Genomic DNA, 17516 nt, shown 5'->3' on the forward strand with positions numbered 1-17516 from the left:
CGACTAGTCCCGATGCTTGGCCAACCCATTGGCCAGTGCCTCACCGAGACTGGCGGGGTTCTTCAAGAACGGTGTGATGATGTCGACCGGCAGCGGGAACACCACCGTCGAATTCTGGTCGGCACCAAGCTCAAGCAGTGTCTGCAGGTACCTGAGCTGAAGCGAGGCGGGATTCTTCGACAGGGTTTCGGCGGCCTGGCTCAGCTCCTCGGAGGCCTGCAGCTCACCGCGGGCGTTGATCACCTTGGCGCGGCGTTCGCGTTCGGCCTCGGCCTCACGGGCCATCGCCCGCTGCATGGACTCGGGGATCTCCACATCTTTGATCTCGACCACACGCACCTCGACACCCCACTGGGTGCTCTGGGTTTCGATGATCCCGCGCAGATCCACGTTCAGATCCTCGCGGTGCGCCAGCAGCGTGTCCAGGTCGGCCCGACCGAGTAGCGACCGCAGCCTGGTCTGGGCGATCTGTGAGGTCGCCACCGCGTAGTTCTCTACCGCCATGATGGCTTTCAGCGGATCGGTCACCTGAAACATCACCACGGCGTTCACCCGCGCCGGCACATTGTCGCGGGTGATCACTTCCTGTGGCGGGATGGTCAGCGTCACTACCCGCTGATCGACACGCACCATCCGGTCGGCCAGCGGCACCAGCGCCACCAGGCCCGGCCCGTACAGCGGACGGGCGCGCCCCATCCGGAACACCACGCCGCGCTCGTACTCACGCAGCACCTTCAACGAGAAGTAGGCCAGCGCGATCAACACGATCACCCCCGCCGCGGCGAGGAACAGCCACAATCCGCTCACTTCTTCTCCTTCCGGTCTGCCCAGCCCCCACCCCACCGGGTGGTGAACCGGTCGGCGGTAACTGCGGTGATGTCCTCCTGGCCCGTGCGGTGCGGCAGGTGCGCGGGCGCGTTGGCAGGGCTGGCCCACAGGTGGCGGGCCAATGGCACGCCGGCGACGATGATCACCACCGCCGTCACCGTCAGCACCACCACGTCACCGGCGCCGTGTTCGCCGATCGCCATCGCCGCCACCATGATGAGCGCCAATGCGGCCACCACGCAGGCGATCCCGCGGTGAAACTGTCCGGCCTCCGAATACGGCCACGGGTCGACTTCCCGACTGATCTCGCGGCCGTGCTCGGAGCTGGTGCAGGTGGACTTCGCCAGGCAGTTGTTGCAGACCGACGGCTTGGCCCGGTAACGCATCACCCGGTTGGCCGGATCGAAGGACGTGGGCCACAACCACTGGTCCTGCGGGCACAACCAGGCATCGTGATCGGCATGGTAGGTGAATTGTCCAGTGCGCCAACGGGCCGCACGCATCGAGGCGCGCCGCGCCATCACGTCGAATCCCCAGGCCACCGCGACCAGTGCCAGGGCGTACCCCGCCATCAGCCATACCGCGGTGCTCGGAGGGCTCATCGCGCCCCCGGGGCGGGTGTGGCGGACAGCTCGGTGTAGAGCGGGTGCTCAGGCAGCTCGAGCGAGGTGGGGCCGGAGCGGAAGTGCCGCAACGCCTGCCAGGACATCCAGACGAAGGGCAGGATCCCGCCGCCGATGAAGATGACGTCACCGGGCATGCGCAGCCACTCCATCACCGCGTTGCCGGGTTCGGTGAGGTAGCCCAGTGAGCGGGCCTCGAAGTAGCCGTCGTTGACCGAGTGATACAGCTGCATGATGCCCAGCGGTAGCAAGCTGGCGAACACCATCCACGCCAGGCCGATGTTGAGGCACCAGAACGAAACCCGCGCCCACTTCTCGGGCCACTTATCGGCGGGGATCACGTAGCGGTAGGCGAACATCGCCAACCCGACCGCCAGCATGCCGTACACACCCATCATCGCGGCGTGCGCATGGTTGGCGGTCAGTGCCGTGCCGATCTGGTAGTACGACACGATCGGCAGATTGATCAGGAAGCCAAAGATCCCGGCCCCCACGAAGTTCCAGAAGCCCACGGCGACCAGGAACATCACCGCCCAACGATGGGGGAACGGCTTGGAATCCCCCGACGATTGTCGGGAACCCAATTGGAGGAACGCCCACGCCTCGACGGTGAGGAAGGTCAGTGGGATGACCTCGGCAGCCGAGAAGAACGCGCCGAGCGCCATGTGTTCGACCGGGGTGCCGGAGAAGTACAGGTGGTGCATGGTGCCGATGACGCCGCCGGCCGAGTACAAGATGATGTCGAGGAAGATCACGCCCAGGGCGATGCGCTGGCTGACGACGCCCAGCATCACGAAGATGTAGGCCACCATCACGGTGGTGAACAACTCGAGGAAATCTTCGACCCACAGGTGCACCACCCAGAATCGCCAGAAGTCCGCGACTGTCAGATGGGTGTCGCTGCCGGCGAGTAGGCCGACCGCGTAGAACATGGGAATCGCCAGGCCGGAGAAGAAGAACACCCACGGCATGTTCATCTTGGACTCGTCCTTGAGCCGCGACCGCATCGCGCGCCAGATCAGGACGATCCACAGGAACAGCCCGACGACCAGGAAGATCTGCCACAGTCGCGGCAGGTCGAGATACTCCCACTGCTGTGAGAGCATCGAACCGGAGGGGATGACGCCGTAGATCGACAATGCCTCGGAGACAAGCGATCCCACCACCACGATGACGATGGCGCCGAGCAGGCCGTAGGAGAGCCACTGCTGGCGTTTGGGTTCGCGCCGGGCGATGAACGGTGCCAGGAAGATGCCACCGGCCAGGAAGGCGGCCGCCGGCCAGAGCAGGGCCAGCTGCAGGTGCCAGGTGCGGGCCAGGTTGTAGGGCAGGATGGCGGCCAGGTCGAAGCCGAAGAAGTTGGACAGTTCGGCACGGTAGTGCTGGACGGCGCCGCCCAGTAATGCCTGCGCCAGGAACAGGACCGAGACGATGGCGAAGAACCAGATCGCCGAGCGTTGGGCGGGGGTGAGCGCCACCTCGCCGGGCTGACGGAACGACAGGGCCGGCGCCTCGGAGCTGTGCCAGCCGATCTTCTGGCTCCAGCGACCGTAGATCGCGAACATGATGCCGGTGCCGCCGAGCAGCATGATCAGTGAGAGCGTGGACCAGACGATCAGTTGGGCGGTGGGCCCGTTGTCGACCCGCGGCTCGGCCGGCCAGTTGTTGGTGTAGCTGTAGTTGTGGCCGGGGCGCTCGGCCGCCGCAGCCCAGGCCGTCCAGGCGAAGAACGCCGTCAGGTCGTGGATCTCGGCCGGATCGGTGATGAGATTGGCCAGCAGACCGTTCTTGGTGGTGCTCTCACCGAAGAATCCCGCGTAGTGCTTCGAGATCCGGTCGAAGGCGCTGGCCTGGTGGTCGGTGAACACCAAGGTGCCGGTCGCCGCGTCGTAGCGGTTGGTGCGGAATTCGTCGACGACGGCGTCATGGGTGTCGCCCATGCCCTCGGCCCGCAACTGGGCGGCGACGTCCTCTGTTGCCCGGCGCAGATAGTCGGCGGTGTAGTCGGGCCCGAGGTAGGCGCCGTGGCCCACGATCGAGCCGTACTCCATTAGTCCGCGGGCCTGGAAGAGCTCCTGGCCGCGGGTGATGTCGTCGCCGGTGAACAGCACGTCACCGGATTGCGTGACGACCTTCTGGGGCATCGGCATCGAGGCCGTGTACGTGCGATAGGCCAGCAGCCCCATCACGAAGAATCCGAAGATCATCACGAGGGCGACGCCCTGGAACCATCCTCGTCCGATCAAGGGCTGGGCCGAGGGCTGATCGGCTTGCCGGGATGGGACGGCCTGACCTGGATCGATCGCCATGCGTGGACTCCCCCCACAGCTGTGTGCGAGCGGACTGGACCCGCACATGCGGAATGGCCAATGCCGTCAAAATACCGATATCCATTAGTGAATTCGGGATATCGAGAAAATTTCAGTGAAACCGAATGCAGCGCTACAGCTGAGCGGCCAACTCCGTGCCCTGTTTGATGGCTCGCTTCGCGTCCAGTTCGGCTGCCACTGCAGCGCCCCCGATGATGTGGGGCTCGATACCGTTGCGTCGTAGGTCCTCTTCGAGATCACGCACCGATTCCTGCCCGGCGCAGATCACCACGCTGTCGACCGGGAGTAGCCGAGGGTCGCTGTGGTCGGATCCGAAGCTGATGTGCAGACCCTCGTCGTCGATGCGCTCGTAGTTCACCCCGGAAAGCTGATGCACCCCTTTGGCTTTCAGTGAGGCTCGATGCACCCAGCCGCTGGTCTTGCCGAGGTTGCGGCCCTGCGGTCCCTTGGTGCGCTGCAGTAGATACACCTCGCGAACGGCCGGGGCGGGCAGTGCAGTGGTGAGCGCGCCGCGGGCCTCCTGGGGGTCGGCCACGCCCCATTCGGCCTTCCACTCCTTGAGGTGTTGTGGTGACCTCTGGCCGTCTGCCGGCTCCGCCGGCGAAGTCGTCAGGAATTCGCCGACATCAAAGCCGATCCCGCCCGCGCCGATCACTGCCACCGACTTGCCCACGGGCGCACCGGTGATGGCCTGGGCGTAGGTGAGAACCTTCGGATGATCGATTCCGGGAATGGCGGGAAGTCGCGGCGTCACCCCGCTGGCGAGCACCACGTCGTCGAAGCCGGTCAGGTCGTCGACTCCGGCCCGAACCTCCAGTCGCACGTCGACCTCGAACTTGTCGAGCATCGTCGTGTAGTACCTGATGGTCTCGTTGAACTCTTCCTTGCCGGGAATCCTTCTGGCCAGGTCGAATTGGCCACCGATCGCCGACCCCGCCTCGAACAGCGTCACCCGGTGGCCGCGCTGGGCGGCGCTGACCGCGGTGGCCAACCCGGCCGGTCCGGCCCCCACGACGGCCACGGATCGGGCCCGACGTGTCGGCCTGAGCACCAGTGTCGTCTCCCGCCCGGCCCTGGGGTTGAGCAGACACGAAACCTTCTTGTGCACAAAGGCATGGTCGAGGCAGGCCTGATTGCAGGCGATGCAGGTGTTGATCTCGTCGGCACGCTCCTCGGCGGCCTTGAGTACCCAGTCCGGATCGCTGAGCAGTGGCCGTGCCATCGAGATCAACTGGACATGGGTGTCGGCCAGGATCTGTTCGGCGGTCTGCGGCATGTTGATCCGGTTGGATGCCACCACCGGGATGGAGACGTGCTCGGCCATGGCACTGCTGATGTCGACGAACGCACTGTTGGGTACCGAGGTGACGATCGTGGGTACTCGGGCCTCGTGCCAGCCGAAGCCCGAGTTGAGGATCGTCGCTCCGGCGGCCTCGACTTCCGTTGCGAGAGCGACGGTTTCCTCCCAGGTCTGACCGTCCTCGACGTAGTCAGCCATCGACAGGCGGTAGCAGATGATGAAGTCGGGGCCCACCGCCTCACGGACCTGTCGCACGATCTCGACCGGGAAGCGGCGGCGTTTCTCGGCTGTCCCGCCCCATGCGTCGGTCCGCTTGTTGGTGCGCGGTGCCAGGAACTGGTTGAGCAGATAGCCCTCGCTGCCCATGATCTCGACGCCGTCGTAACCGGCCTCGCGGGCCAGCAGCGCACAGCGCACGAAATCGTCGATGGTGCCTTGGACATCATGCAGTCGTCGCGGCTTGAACGGGTTGATCGGGGCCTTGATCGACGATGCACTCACCGAAAGTGGGTGATACGCATAGCGTCCGGCGTGCAGGATCTGCAGCAGGATCTTGCCGTCGGCCTCGTGCACGGCGCCGGTGATCCGGCGGTGACGCCGCGCTTCGGTGGCGGACACCAATTGTGAGGCGAACGGCAGCAGCCAACCGGTCTTGTTCGGTGCATAACCACCGGTGATGATCAGCCCGACGCCGCCGCGGGCGCGCTCGGCGAAGTATTCGGCCAGTTTCGCGGTGTCACCGGCGCGGTCTTCGAGGCCGGTGTGCATCGAGCCCATCACCACGCGGTTGCGCAGCGTGGTGAAGCCGAGGTCCAACGGCGACAAAAGGTGCGGATAGGTCAACCCCATATCCGCACAGTAGGTGGGACCGACGGTCCTATGCAACTAATTGACTGAGTTGAGCCGAGTTGAAGTAAACGGTCGGGCGACTGGCCGCGGTGTATCTGCGACGACTAGTATCACTTACCACGCGCCACCCGGAACGGATGTCGCGTGAAGTTAGGACACACTGAGACGAGCGTCCAGGTATCGGCAACGGATACTGTGACCTCGAACTCAACAGAGTCGCTACCACCGAGCCCAGCAGCCCACTGGACAGGAGAGACATCAGTGACGTACGTCATTGCCGAACCCTGCGTCGACGTCAAAGACAAGGCATGTATCGAGGAGTGCCCTGTCGACTGCATCTACGAGGGTGCCCGCATGCTGTACATCCACCCCGACGAGTGTGTGGATTGCGGCGCGTGCGAACCGGTCTGCCCGGTCGAGGCCATCTACTACGAAGATGACGTGCCGGACCAGTGGGGTAGCTACACGCAGGTCAACGCGGACTTCTTCAACGAGCTGGGTTCGCCCGGCGGCGCCTCCAAGGTCGGCCAAACCGACAACGATCCGCAGGTGATCAAGGATCTGCCGGCCAAGGCCGAGGACTGATCACAGTCGGATCCGGCTTCGAGACTGACGTGGTGCGACAGCGTCGTTCGGCGGCACTGCCAGAGTTCCCCTGGGACACCCTGGCTGACGTCACTGCTCTGGCTCGTTCGCACCCCGACGGAATCGTCGACCTTTCGGTAGGCACACCGGTAGATCCGGTCGCGCCGGTGATCCGGGACGCGCTGGCCGCCGCCAGTTCCGCCCCCGGTTATCCGACGACGGCCGGTACCCCGGCCCTCCGCGCGTCGGCCGAAGCGGCACTGCAACGCCGGTACGGCATCACCGGCCTGGCGCCCGATGCGGTGCTGCCGGTGATCGGCACCAAGGAGCTGATCGCCTGGCTGCCGACGCTGCTGGCGATCGGCCCCGGCGATGCCGTCGTGGTCCCCGAGCTGGCTTACCCGACCTACGAGGTCGGCGCACTGCTGGCCGGGGCGCAGGTGCTGCGCGCCGATTCGCTGACCCAGCTGGGTCCGCAGCGTCCCGCGCTGATCTATCTCAACTCGCCCAGCAATCCCACCGGGAAGGTGCTCCCGGTGGATCACCTGCGCAAGGTGGTGTCCTGGGCCCGCGACCGCGGCGTACTCATCGCTTCCGATGAGTGCTATCTGGGGCTCAGCTGGGAAGCCGAGCCGCTCAGCGTCCTGCATCCGTCGGTCTGCGACGGTGACCACACCGGACTGCTGGCCGTGCACTCGTTGTCCAAGACCTCCTCGCTGGCCGGCTACCGCGCGGGCTTCGTCGCCGGTGATCCCGCCGTGGTCGCCGAACTGCTCGCGGTCCGCAAGCATGCCGGGATGATGGTGCCGACGCCGGTGCAAGCCGCGATGGTCGCCGCCCTCGACGACGACGAACACGAAGCCGTACAACGCGAGCGGTACGCGAAGCGTCGTTCGGTTCTGCTGCCCGCTCTCCGGGCGGCCGGGTTCACCGTCGAACACTCCGAAGCCGGCCTGTACCTGTGGGCTACCCGCGGCGAGCCCTGCCGCGACACCGTCCGGTGGTTGGCCGAGCGCGGGATCCTCGTCGCGCCGGGGGAGTTCTACGGTCCGGCCGGGGCGCAGTTTGTGCGGGTCGCGCTGACCACAACCGACGAACGCATCGCCGCGGCCGTCCAGCGCCTGGCCTAACCGCCGAGCAGACACAAAACTGCCCATTTTCAGCGCGAAATAGGCAGTTTTGTGTCTGCTCGCGAGGGAAGCGTCAGCCGAGCAATCCCAGCGACATCGCTGTGGTGACCGCCGCCGTGCGATCGGACACCCCGAGTTTGTGGAACGCCCGCAGCAGATGCGTCTTCACCGTGGCCTCGCTGATGTGCAGGGCGCGGCCGATGTCGGCGTTGGTGGCACCGGTGGACACCAAAGCCAGCACCTCCGCTTCACGCGTCGACAGCGTCACCGACGGCGCCCGGACCGCGTTCACCAGCCGGTCGGCAACCCCGGGGGCCAGCACCGTCTTGCCGCGCGCCGCGTCGCGCACAGCACGGGCGAGTTCGGCACGGGATGCATCCTTGAGCAGATAACCCGTCGCCCCGGCCTCGACGGCGCGCAGGATGTCGGTGTCACTTTCGTAGGTCGTGACGACGACGATGTGGGTCGACGGATTGTCGGCCAGAATCTGCGCAGTGGCGGTGACACCGTCGATGCCGGGCATCCGCAGATCCATCAGGATGACGTCGGGCCGCAGCGTGTGGGCCAGCACGATCGCCTCGGACCCGGAGCCGGCCTCCCCGATCACGGTCAGGTCGTCCTCGACGTCGATCATGCCGCGGAGCCCCTCGCGGACCACCGGATGGTCATCGACCAGCAGGACGGTTGTCATACCGGCACCGCCACGACGACCCGCACACCGCCGCCGTCGGGCACCGACAGCGTCAGGGTGCCCCCGACCTGATCCAGCCGGGCCTGTATACCGCGCAGGCCAAATCCGTCGACGTGATCGGGCTGTAGGCCGACGCCGTTGTCGGACAAGGAAAGTTGTACCCCCTCCGGTGCGGGACCCAGCCGAACCAGGAGTGCGCCGGCCTGTGAATGCCTGCGCACGTTCGCCATAGCCTCCTGTGCACTGCGCAGCAACACCACATCGGCGGCCATGCCGAGCTGCGGTAGGTCGTCGTCGATCTCTACGTCGACGGTGATCCCCGTTTCGGCGGCCAGGCGTTCGCACTGGCGGCGCAGCGCGGCGGGCAGCGAGCCTGCCTCCAACGCGGCCGGCGTCAACCGGGTCACCATCGTGCGGGCCTCGGCGAGGTTGTCCCGTGCGGTGCTGCGGATCAGCTCCACGTGCCGCGCAGCGGCGGCCGGGTCGGTGTGACTCTCCGCCTGCACCGCCTGCGCGAGCGCCACGATGCTGGTGAAACCCTGAGCCAGGGTGTCGTGAATCTCCCGGGCCAGGCGTTCCCGCTCGGCGGCCACCCCGGCCTCCCGTGACAGCTGAGCGGTCTGCGCCCGGCTGGCCGCCAACTCGGCGACCGTCTCGGCCAGCTTCTGCCGCTGGCGCAGTGTCGTCATGATCGTGGTGCCGATGATCGGGGCCGCCACCGCCCCGACCAACGTCACCGCCGCCACGGGCGGCAGGCTCGGCCACCCCAGCCCGTGAATGGCCACGGCGAGGGCCAACGGTGCCAGGGTGACCAGGAAGGTCAGCGTCAAGGCCGCCGCCAGCGGCAGCGCGGCGAAGATGAGCGGGTAGAGCGCCGGAATCGCGGCGACGGCCGGCGCCGCGGCCAGCAGCGCGATCAGCCACAGACCGATCATCACCGCCACGAACGCCGCCGCCCGTGGCCGGACCGGGCCGGTGATCGGGTCGGCACCATGAATCACGTTGCGCCCGAACATCAGAACAATCACAACCATCGCGACGAGTGCGCCGCAGGCCAGCGGCACGTTGCCGCCGAACGTGCGCTGCAGCAGCACCACCGCGACGATCGCCGCGATACACAGCCCACAGACGTAGGTCTCCCACATCCAATGCCAGTCAGTCGGCTCACCGGTGGCGGGCCTCGACATGGTGGGCGGACCGGTTTCGGTCATCTGCCGATGCTAGCGGTCGGACGCGCCTTCGGCGGCCACCCAATTGCCGTGGAAGCCGTGCGGCACCCGGACCGGAATATGCACGGTGGCAACGGGTGCCAGGGTCTGCGCGTCCAGCAGTACCAGGTCGCTGCGGTTCTCGGCGCGGTCGTAGACGAATCCCATCACCACGCCGTCGTTCTCGTCGGCGTCCGGCCCGGACGGGACGAAGACGAATTCGCCGGGTTCGCGCCCGGCCCCGAAGCCGATGCGTTCGGTGGTGGCGTCCCGCAGATCGTGGCGCAGGATGACCGTCGGTGCCGCGTCCGGTTCCGATGGGAGGCTGACGGTATAGCCGTACCGGTGCTGTCGGCCGACGAGACGGTCGTCGATACGGGGGAACTCCTGGGCGTCGTCATGGAGTCGCTCCTGACGTACCTGGCCGGTGTGAAGGTCAATTGTCCACCGGTCCAGCGTGATCGAGTCGGTGAACAGCTGGTCTCCGGTGGTGAAGACCTCGGGGTGGCGGACCACGTCGAGTACGATCTGCTCGCCGTCGGGCCCGGTCTGCTCGTAGCCGTTGAGGGCGTGGAACACGTAGCACGGCGGCACGTCGAACCAGCGGACATCGGCGGCCGAACCCTCCCGCGGCAGCACCCCCACCCGGCCGCCGTGCTCGGGCGCCCACCGGTAAGGCATCCCCGTTGTCGGCAGTGCGGCACGTTCCGATCCGCGCATCGCCGCGCGCAACACGAAGTCCGGTGCCGCGTGCCGGGCCACGAACCTGGTCAGTAGCCGCGCCGCGGCCTGAGCCGGTGCACTCTTGACCATCTTCGACAGGTCCAGCAGTACCGGCAGGTCGTAGAGCACGACGTACTTCTCGGTGAGGGTGAAATCGTGCATCATCGTCTGCGCCGGCAAGGCGATGTCGACTGCGCGACGAACCCTGCCATCGAGCCCGGTCACGGTATAGCGCACCAGGTTACCGCGCATTGGATTGTATGAAACCGCATGTAGTTCACCGGTTTTCGGGTCATGCTTGGGATGCGCGGTGAAACCGCCGAACAGCGTGCCGCAGAAATCGGACGGGCCCACCGTGTCGAGTTCCTCGGTGAGCTCATAGGGCCGCGCACCGGCCTCGGTGATCACCAGGGTCTTGCCGGCGTGACCGATGATGTTGGTGTTGGCCGGGAAATCGAATCCTCCCGCGTGTGCGCCGCCGGCCCACGTCTCACCGAGCTGGCGGGCTACCGAGGCCGAGCGCACCCAGCGGTTGCGGTACCAGGTTGCCGCGCCGTCGCGCAGGCGGATCCCGTGCGCCATACCGTCGCCCAGGAACCAGTGGTGGCGCTGCGGGTCGGGAGCCCGCAGCGGGTTGGGCCCGGTGCGCAGATAGCGCCCGTCGAGATAGTCCGGAATCGTCCCGGTGACCTTGAGGTCGGTGATCGTGACCTCATCGTGCACCGGCGCAAAGTTCCCGCTCAGAAACGGATGTTCGGATTCCTGCTGAATCGCCGCGGTGGTCATACCCCTACGGTGCCCCTCTGGACACCTCCGCGCGACGACTTCCCGGATGATTCGTTCTGTCAACCGAATGGTTGACAAGTCACTTTGAGGGGCATCACGCCGTGGCACGCAGGCTCAACGCGAGCAGCAGCCGGACATCGGCATCGTTGAGCGAGGTGGCCAACAGCTGCTCGACCCGGCGGATCCGGTACCGCACCGTGTTGGGGTGAACGTGCAGATGCTGCGCGGCCGCGGCGACATCGCCGAAGCAGTCCAGGTACACGCCGAGGGTGTCGGCGAGCACCGGCTCGTCGGCGCGCAGCGTCCGTACCCGCGGATCGACCAGTCGCTCGTCGGCGGCGATCGCGGTGATGATCTCGTCGAGCAGCACCGTGGTGCGTGCCTCGGCGAGTGAGGTGACCGCGGCCAGTGTTCCGGGATGGCGCTCGGCGGTGTCGAGTACGCGATCCACGTCGGCGCGGGCACCGGCAGCGCCGGACAGACCGGCCACCGGGCCGGCGACGACAGCGTGCAGTTGGAGCCCCAACTCGGCCCGCAGCGCAGCCACTGTGCCGCGCACCCACGAGGTCACCGCCTTGCCGGTGCTGGGGAACAACACGTAGACGCGGGACCCCGCCGACGCCATCTGTGCGTCATGGCGAAAAGCGCTGGCGCTCAACGCCAGAACATCGGCCAACCGGGTACCTCCGGCGCTGCTGTCGAACCCGATCACCGCGGCCCGGCCATCGGCGGCCACCCCGAGTTCCCGGGCGATCAACTCCACCTCGACCGGAGCGTCGGCCTCGCCCAGCCCCAGCAGTTCCTGCACCCGCACGGCATGCGTCGACGGAGCCGCCGCCAGCCGGGCCATGATGCGCGCGGCCAGTACCGCGGCGCCGCGCAGTACCTCCTCGGCGTCATCGGCGAACGGGCGGCTGCCCTGCTGCACCCAGATCGTGCCGACGAACGCCGGGGCCCGGCGCTCGTCGACCGCGGGGGCGAAGATGCCGATCGCCAGCCGTGGGCGCAACGCCAGTTCGGGGCGCTCGGCCACCCGCACCGCCTCCGGTCGGGAGCGCAGCGCATCGAAGATGCCCCATTGCGCAATCCAGGCCAGATGCTCCGGTGGCCCGGCCCGGCCGAGGATCGACAACCGCCGCAACTCGTCGGCCTCGTCGCTGGAGGCCGAATAGGCCAGCACGTGTGACTGGGCGTCCTCGATGCTGACCATGCCGTGCGTGCGTTCGGCCACGGACTGCGCCAGACCGAACAGGTCGGTGCCCGAATCGTGCAGCGCGCCGTCGCCGTGGTGCTCGAAGACGTGATTGACCAACCTGTAGAGCCGTTCCCAGCGGGCCCGCGGATCCACGGCAACCACCGCGGTGCCGGCCGCCACCGCATGGCTGACCACCGCCGCCGACGGTTCCTTGATGAAGATCGCGGCCGGCGCGCGGCGCACACTCTGCTGTTCGACCCAGCGCAGCGCGTCGTTCTCGGAGACTCCGAGCAGGAAGAACACGTCGGCGGCCCCCGCGGACGGAGCCAGGCCCAGGCGCACATCGTCGGAATCGATCAGTGCGGCCGAGGCCACCGGCAGGTCCAGCCCCCGTGGCGCCTGGATCAGCTGGACCAGCGTGGCATCCAGCGCCAACAGCAGTTGGCCCAGGCTGACACCGGTAGTGGGCATGTTGTCCGATTCTACTGAGGAGTGGGGTAAGACTTGTCGAATCAGACAAGTGTTACGTGGGTCACGTCGGGGATTCTTGACTCATGGATGCCATCACCGACGTGCCCTCGCCGGCCAACGAGCCGGTTCACGACTACGCGCCGGGCTCGGGGGAACGCGCCCGGCTCACCACTGCGCTCGGCGAGCTTGCCGGTGCCCCGATCGACCTGCCGCACGTCATCGGCGGCAAGCACACGATGGGCGGCGGCGCGCGCATCGACGTCGTGCAACCCCATCGCCACAGCGCGAAGCTGGGCACCCTGACCAATGCCGAACACGCCGACGCCAGTGCGGCCATCGACGCCGCCCTGGCCGCCAAGACCGACTGGGCTCGGATGCCGTTCGACGAACGCGCCGCGGTGTTCCTGCGCGCGGCCGACCTGCTGTCCGGACCGTGGCGGGCGAAGATCGCCGCGGCCACCATGCTCGGCCAGTCCAAGACCGCCTACCAGGCCGAGATCGACGCCCCCTGCGAGCTGATCGACTTCTGGCGATTCAACGTCGAGTTCGCCCGCCAGATCCTGGCGCAGCAGCCCGTCAGCAGCCCCGGTGTCTGGAACCGCACCGACCACCGGCCGCTCGAAGGCTTCGTCTACGCCATCACGCCGTTCAACTTCACCGCGATCGCCGGCAACCTGCCCACCGCGCCCGCGCTGATGGGCAACACCGTGGTGTGGAAACCGTCACCCACCCAGACCTTCGCGGCCTACCTGACCATGCAGTTGCTCGAGGCCGCCGGTCTGCCCCCCGGGGTGATCAACCTGGTGACCGGCGACGGGATCGCGGTCTCCGATGTGGCACTGGCAGATCCACGACTGGCCGGCATCCACTTCACCGGATCCACCGCCACCTTCCAGCACCTGTGGCGTGAGGTCGGCACGAACATCGACCGCTACCGCACCTATCCGCGGCTGGTCGGCGAGACCGGCGGCAAGGACTTCGTCGTCGCGCACTCCTCGGCCCGCCCGGATGTGCTGCGCACCGCCCTGATTCGCGGTGCCTTCGACTACCAGGGGCAGAAATGCTCCGCAGCGTCGCGGGCCTTCATCCCGCGTTCGGTGTGGCACCAGATGGGTGACGACTTCCTGTCCGCCACCTCGGACCTCAAATACGGCGACATCACCGATCTGACCAATTACGGCGGCGCGGTGATCGACGAACGCGCCTTCGCCAAGAACGTCGCGGCGATCGAGCGGGCCAAAGGCGCCGCAGGCGTCACCATCGCGGCCGGCGGCGAATACGACGACAGCGAAGGCTATTTCGTGCGGCCGACGGTCCTGCTCTCTGACGACCCGACCGACGAGGCCTTCGCCACCGAGTACTTCGGCCCGATCCTGGCCGTGCACGTCTACCCGGACGCGGACTACGAGCGGATCCTCGACGTCGTCGACACCGGCGCCCGCTACGCCCTGACCGGCGCCGTGATCGCCGACGATCGCGCCGCAGTGCTCACGGCCCAAGACCGGTTACGGAATGCGGCAGGCAACTTCTACGTCAACGACAAGCCGACCGGCGCGGTCGTCGGTCAGCAGCCGTTCGGCGGATCGCGAGCCTCGGGGACCAACGACAAGGCCGGCTCGGCGCTGAACTTGTTGCGCTGGACCTCGGCCCGCTCCATCAAGGAGACGTTCGTGCCGCCCACCGGCCACACCTACCCGCACATGGAGCCCTGAGATGGGAGTGTTTCAGCGGGTTGCCCGCCCCGCCATCCTGGCCGCATCGCACTCGCCGCGGCTACGTCACACGGCCGAACGTCTCCCGATCACCCGCAAGGTGGTCGACCGCTTCGTCGCGGGGGAGACCGTGCCCGATGCGCTTGACACCGTTGGCGCGCTGCGTGATTCGGGCCGTTTCGTCACCGTCGACTACCTCGGCGAAGACACCACGAGTAACGAGGACGCCGAACGCACCGTGCAGGCGTACCTGGCTCTGCTCGAAGGGTTGACCGGCCGCGGCGACGTCGATGCGACAGTGCGACCGCTCGAAGTGTCGCTCAAGCTCTCGGCGCTGGGCCAGGCGCTGCCCCGCGACGGCAAGAAGATCGCCTACGAGAACGCACACACCATCTGCGCCAAGGCCCGCGAGGTAGGGGCCTGGGTGACCGTGGACGCCGAGGACCACACCACCACCGACTCGACCCTCTCTATCGTGCGCGACCTGCGTACCGAATTCGACTGGCTGGGCACGGTTCTGCAGGCCTACCTGCACCGCACCGAGGCCGATTGCCGCGAGTTCGCCGAGGCGGGAGCCCGGATCAGGCTGTGCAAGGGCGCCTACGACGAACCCGCGTCGGTGGCCTACCGTGACGCCGACGAGGTCACCGACTCCTACCTGCGGTGTCTGCGCGTGCTCATGGCCGGATCGGGCTACCCGATGGTGGCCTCACACGACCCGGTGATCATTGAGGCGGTGTCGGCACTGGTCGAGGAATTCGGCCGCGGTGTGGACGGTTTCGAATATCAGATGCTCTACAACATCCGCGATGCGGAACAGCGCCGGCTGGCCGATGCGGGCAACCATGTGCGGGTGTACGTCCCGTTCGGCAACGAGTGGTACGGCTACTTCGTGCGACGGTTGGCCGAGCGCCCGGCCAACCTGATGTTCTTCCTGCGGGCCCTGGCCGAGCGCCACTGAGCCCCAACCTCAGCCGGGGCTCAGGTCGTAGGCGACCTTGAACTTGTTGAGCAGATACGGCCCCGACACCACCGGCTCATACCGCGGTGGGTTGTCGGCGGTCGCACAGGTGGGGATGCACTCGATCACGGCGTCGAAGTTGGGCTGGTGGAAGAACGGGAGACTGAACCGCTCCGCGGTCGGTGCTCCGGTGCTCACGACGCGGTGCACCGTGCTGACCCACCGGTCGTTGGTCCACCGGGCCAACAGGTCACCGATGTTGATGACGAACGAGCCCGGAATCACCGGCACGTCGAGCCACTCGCCGCGATCATTGAGAACCTGCAGCCCGCTCTGGGATTCGTCCTGCAGCAGGATCGTGAGGTTGCCCCAGTCGCTGTGCCGGCTCAGCCGGATGTGGCCTGCCGGCTGATCGTCGGCCGGGTAGTGGTTGGCCATCAGGTTGGAATTGTGCCGGTCGATCAAGGTGTCGAACCAGTCTTCACGCAGGCCCAGGGCCAAGGCGAACAACCGCACCAGCTCGGTCGCCAGCGACGTCATCTCGTCGTAATAGCGTTGGTAGGCCGTGCGGAATCCCGGCACCTCGGGCCACCTTTCGGCGACGAACACGCGTTCGTCGATCCATCCGGGCCCGTCGACCCCCTCTGGATTCCCCAGCGGGAAGTGCACGAATTTCTCGACCTGGTCAGGTGCTTCGTGTTCGGCCGCGGCGTCGGCTCCGTCGTTGGTTGCCGCGAGATTGCCTGCGCTGCTGAACCCGCGGGCCAGCGGATCAGCGGGATCCGCCCTCAGCTGCTCCTTGACTGCCTGCGGCAGCGAGAAGAACTCGCGCAGCGTGCGATTGACATCGTCGATCACCGCGTCGGGTACCCCGTGCCCGGCGAGCAGGAGAAATCCACTGGTCTCGCAGCACCGGCCGATGGCATCGGCCACCGCCTGACGTTGGCGCCTGTCGCCGTTTCGCGCGCTGCTGATATCGATCAATGGGACGAAGCCGTCTCGCAGCACGACTTGGTCGACTATCACCTCTGGTTGGCTCACCCGCTCGACGCTAGAACCTCAACCTAAGTTGATGTCAACGCTGAATTCCGCTCTCGCGCAACAGCAGAAAAGTCAGCGCGGCCAGCGACTGGGCGTCGGTGATCTCACCGTCGCGGATCAACCGCTCAACCTCGGCGCGGGAGAACCACGCGCTGTGCATGTCCTGTTCCTCGTGCTCGCGTTCGTGCTCACCTTCGGTGAGGCCCGTCGCCAGGAACACCCAGCCGCGCTGGCTGCTCATCCCGGCCGCCACATCGAGTTGGCCGAGGCGTTCCATGCGTTCGGCGCGCAGCCCGGTCTCCTCGCGAAGCTCGCGGTGCGCCAAGGCAATCGGGTCGAGGTCGACCGGTTCGGGGGCGGTGCCCTGCGGGAACTCCCAGCGTCGCAGCCCCAGCGGGTAACGGAACTGTTCGACGAGGTGAAACCGATCCTGATCGGGGTCGTACGGAATCACCAGGGCGTAGGTCGATTTGTCCACCACGGCATAGATACCGGTGCTGCCGTCGGGCCGGACGATCTCGTCCTCGCGCAGCGTCAACCAGTTGTTCCGGTACACCTCGCGCGTCGCGGTCTGCCGGATGGCGGCCGTCAGGCGGGTGTGTAACCGCGTCGGCGCGATGTCTTCGGCGTTCTCGATGTCGTCGGCGAGGGTGGCGGCGACGTCGGCCAGACGCACCGCGTCGACGCCGTACGGTGCCGGTTGGTCGACGAGGGCAAGCCGCCCCGACGCACGTCTCAGCAGTGCCGCGGCACCAGGCCGGTTGCCGCGCTGCACATGAGTGAGGCCCACGGCCAGTTGCGCCAATCCCTGCCAGAGCGCACGTTCGTGTTCCGGGCCGTTCTTCCACGCCGCTTCGAGCACTTCGTGCGCGCTGAACGCCTGACCTCGGTCGAGGAGATCCTGGGCGTAGACCAGGGTTTCCTCCGGGGGGAGGTGCAGGTCGTCGGGAATCCGTGCGACACCCTCACTGCCGTACGGCAACGGTCGACCGAGTGGGTCACGTGGGCGAGTGCTGCGGGGCCGGCCGGAGTCGTCGCGGTCGCGTGCAGCTGTGCCCATGGGCACCAGCCTCGCGCCAACTT

14 protein-coding genes and 1 pseudogene are annotated in these 17516 nt (G+C 67.1%); 4 read left to right on the forward strand and 11 right to left on the reverse strand.

Annotated features, from left to right (window positions below):
* Positions 1–3: 3 nt before the first annotated feature.
* The 4 genes from JOF57_RS02960 to JOF57_RS02975 form a co-directional block, all read right to left on the reverse strand.
* Positions 4–807 (reverse strand): slipin family protein, encoded by an 804-nt coding sequence (locus JOF57_RS02960; RefSeq protein ID WP_209913477.1) that lies wholly within the window; start codon positions 805–807, stop codon positions 4–6.
* Entirely contained in the window at positions 804–1430 is a 627-nt protein-coding gene (locus JOF57_RS02965) for a hypothetical protein (RefSeq protein WP_209913479.1), read from the reverse strand. Before JOF57_RS02965 ends, JOF57_RS02960 begins: the two co-directional genes overlap by 4 nt.
* A complete protein-coding gene (locus JOF57_RS02970) occupies positions 1427–3760 on the reverse strand; it encodes a nitric-oxide reductase large subunit (RefSeq protein WP_209913481.1) in 2334 nt (777 codons plus the stop codon). Before JOF57_RS02970 ends, JOF57_RS02965 begins: the two co-directional genes overlap by 4 nt.
* 133 nt (positions 3761–3893) lie before the next feature.
* A complete protein-coding gene (locus tag JOF57_RS02975) occupies positions 3894–5930 on the reverse strand; it encodes an FAD-dependent oxidoreductase (protein ID WP_209913483.1) in 2037 nt (678 codons plus the stop codon).
* 261 nt (positions 5931–6191) lie between these two features.
* Here JOF57_RS02975 and fdxA point away from each other — a divergent pair, with 261 nt between their 5' ends.
* Complete coding sequence (fdxA, locus tag JOF57_RS02980; protein WP_163668537.1) at positions 6192–6515, forward strand: ferredoxin; 324 nt, start codon at positions 6192–6194, stop codon at positions 6513–6515.
* Between the two features lie 29 nt (positions 6516–6544).
* On the forward strand, positions 6545–7645 hold the full coding sequence (gene dapC / locus JOF57_RS02985) for a succinyldiaminopimelate transaminase (protein ID WP_209913485.1): 1101 nt from the start codon (positions 6545–6547) through the stop codon (positions 7643–7645).
* 73 nt (positions 7646–7718) lie between these two features.
* Here dapC and JOF57_RS02990 read toward each other — a convergent pair whose 3' ends face one another.
* From JOF57_RS02990 to JOF57_RS03005, 4 genes are all read right to left on the reverse strand, one after another.
* Positions 7719–8336: a response regulator gene (locus JOF57_RS02990; RefSeq protein WP_209913487.1), complete on the reverse strand. Its 618-nt coding sequence runs from the start codon at positions 8334–8336 to the stop codon at positions 7719–7721.
* Positions 8333–9547, reverse strand: coding sequence for a sensor histidine kinase (locus tag JOF57_RS02995; protein WP_234937694.1), 1215 nt, complete (start codon positions 9545–9547; stop codon positions 8333–8335). Before JOF57_RS02995 ends, JOF57_RS02990 begins: the two co-directional genes overlap by 4 nt.
* 9 nt (positions 9548–9556) lie before the next feature.
* Positions 9557–11053, reverse strand: a complete 1497-nt coding sequence (locus tag JOF57_RS03000; protein WP_209913489.1) for a carotenoid oxygenase family protein — start codon at positions 11051–11053, stop codon at positions 9557–9559.
* A 94-nt stretch (positions 11054–11147) separates the two neighbouring features.
* Positions 11148–12719: a helix-turn-helix domain-containing protein gene (locus JOF57_RS03005; protein WP_209913490.1), complete on the reverse strand. Its 1572-nt coding sequence runs from the start codon at positions 12717–12719 to the stop codon at positions 11148–11150.
* A gap of 83 nt (positions 12720–12802) precedes the next feature.
* Here JOF57_RS03005 and pruA point away from each other — a divergent pair, with 83 nt between their 5' ends.
* Both pruA and JOF57_RS03015 read left to right on the forward strand, forming a co-directional pair.
* Entirely contained in the window at positions 12803–14431 is a 1629-nt protein-coding gene (gene pruA, locus JOF57_RS03010; protein ID WP_209913502.1) for an L-glutamate gamma-semialdehyde dehydrogenase, read from the forward strand.
* 1 nt (position 14432) lies between these two features.
* The gene (locus JOF57_RS03015; RefSeq protein WP_209913504.1) at positions 14433–15392 is read left to right on the forward strand and encodes a proline dehydrogenase family protein; all 960 of its coding nucleotides are present in this window, start codon (positions 14433–14435) and stop codon (positions 15390–15392) included.
* 9 nt (positions 15393–15401) lie between these two features.
* Here the strand turns inward: JOF57_RS03015 and JOF57_RS03020 are convergent, their stop codons facing one another.
* The 3 genes and pseudogenes from JOF57_RS03020 to JOF57_RS03030 form a co-directional block, all read right to left on the reverse strand.
* A complete protein-coding gene (locus JOF57_RS03020) occupies positions 15402–16433 on the reverse strand; it encodes an isopenicillin N synthase family dioxygenase (protein ID WP_209913506.1) in 1032 nt (343 codons plus the stop codon).
* Positions 16434–16467: 34 nt separating this feature from the next.
* Entirely contained in the window at positions 16468–17025 is a 558-nt protein-coding gene (locus JOF57_RS03025) for an NUDIX domain-containing protein (RefSeq protein ID WP_209915752.1), read from the reverse strand.
* Positions 17020–17493, reverse strand: a pseudogene (locus tag JOF57_RS03030) (DUF309 domain-containing protein); the annotation flags it as partial. The pseudogene JOF57_RS03030 and the gene JOF57_RS03025, both read right to left, overlap by 6 nt.
* Positions 17494–17516 lie beyond the last annotated feature (23 nt).

The organism is Mycolicibacterium lutetiense (assembly GCF_017876775.1).
In the GTDB taxonomy this organism is placed as follows: Bacteria; Actinomycetota; Actinomycetes; order Mycobacteriales; family Mycobacteriaceae; genus Mycobacterium; species Mycobacterium lutetiense.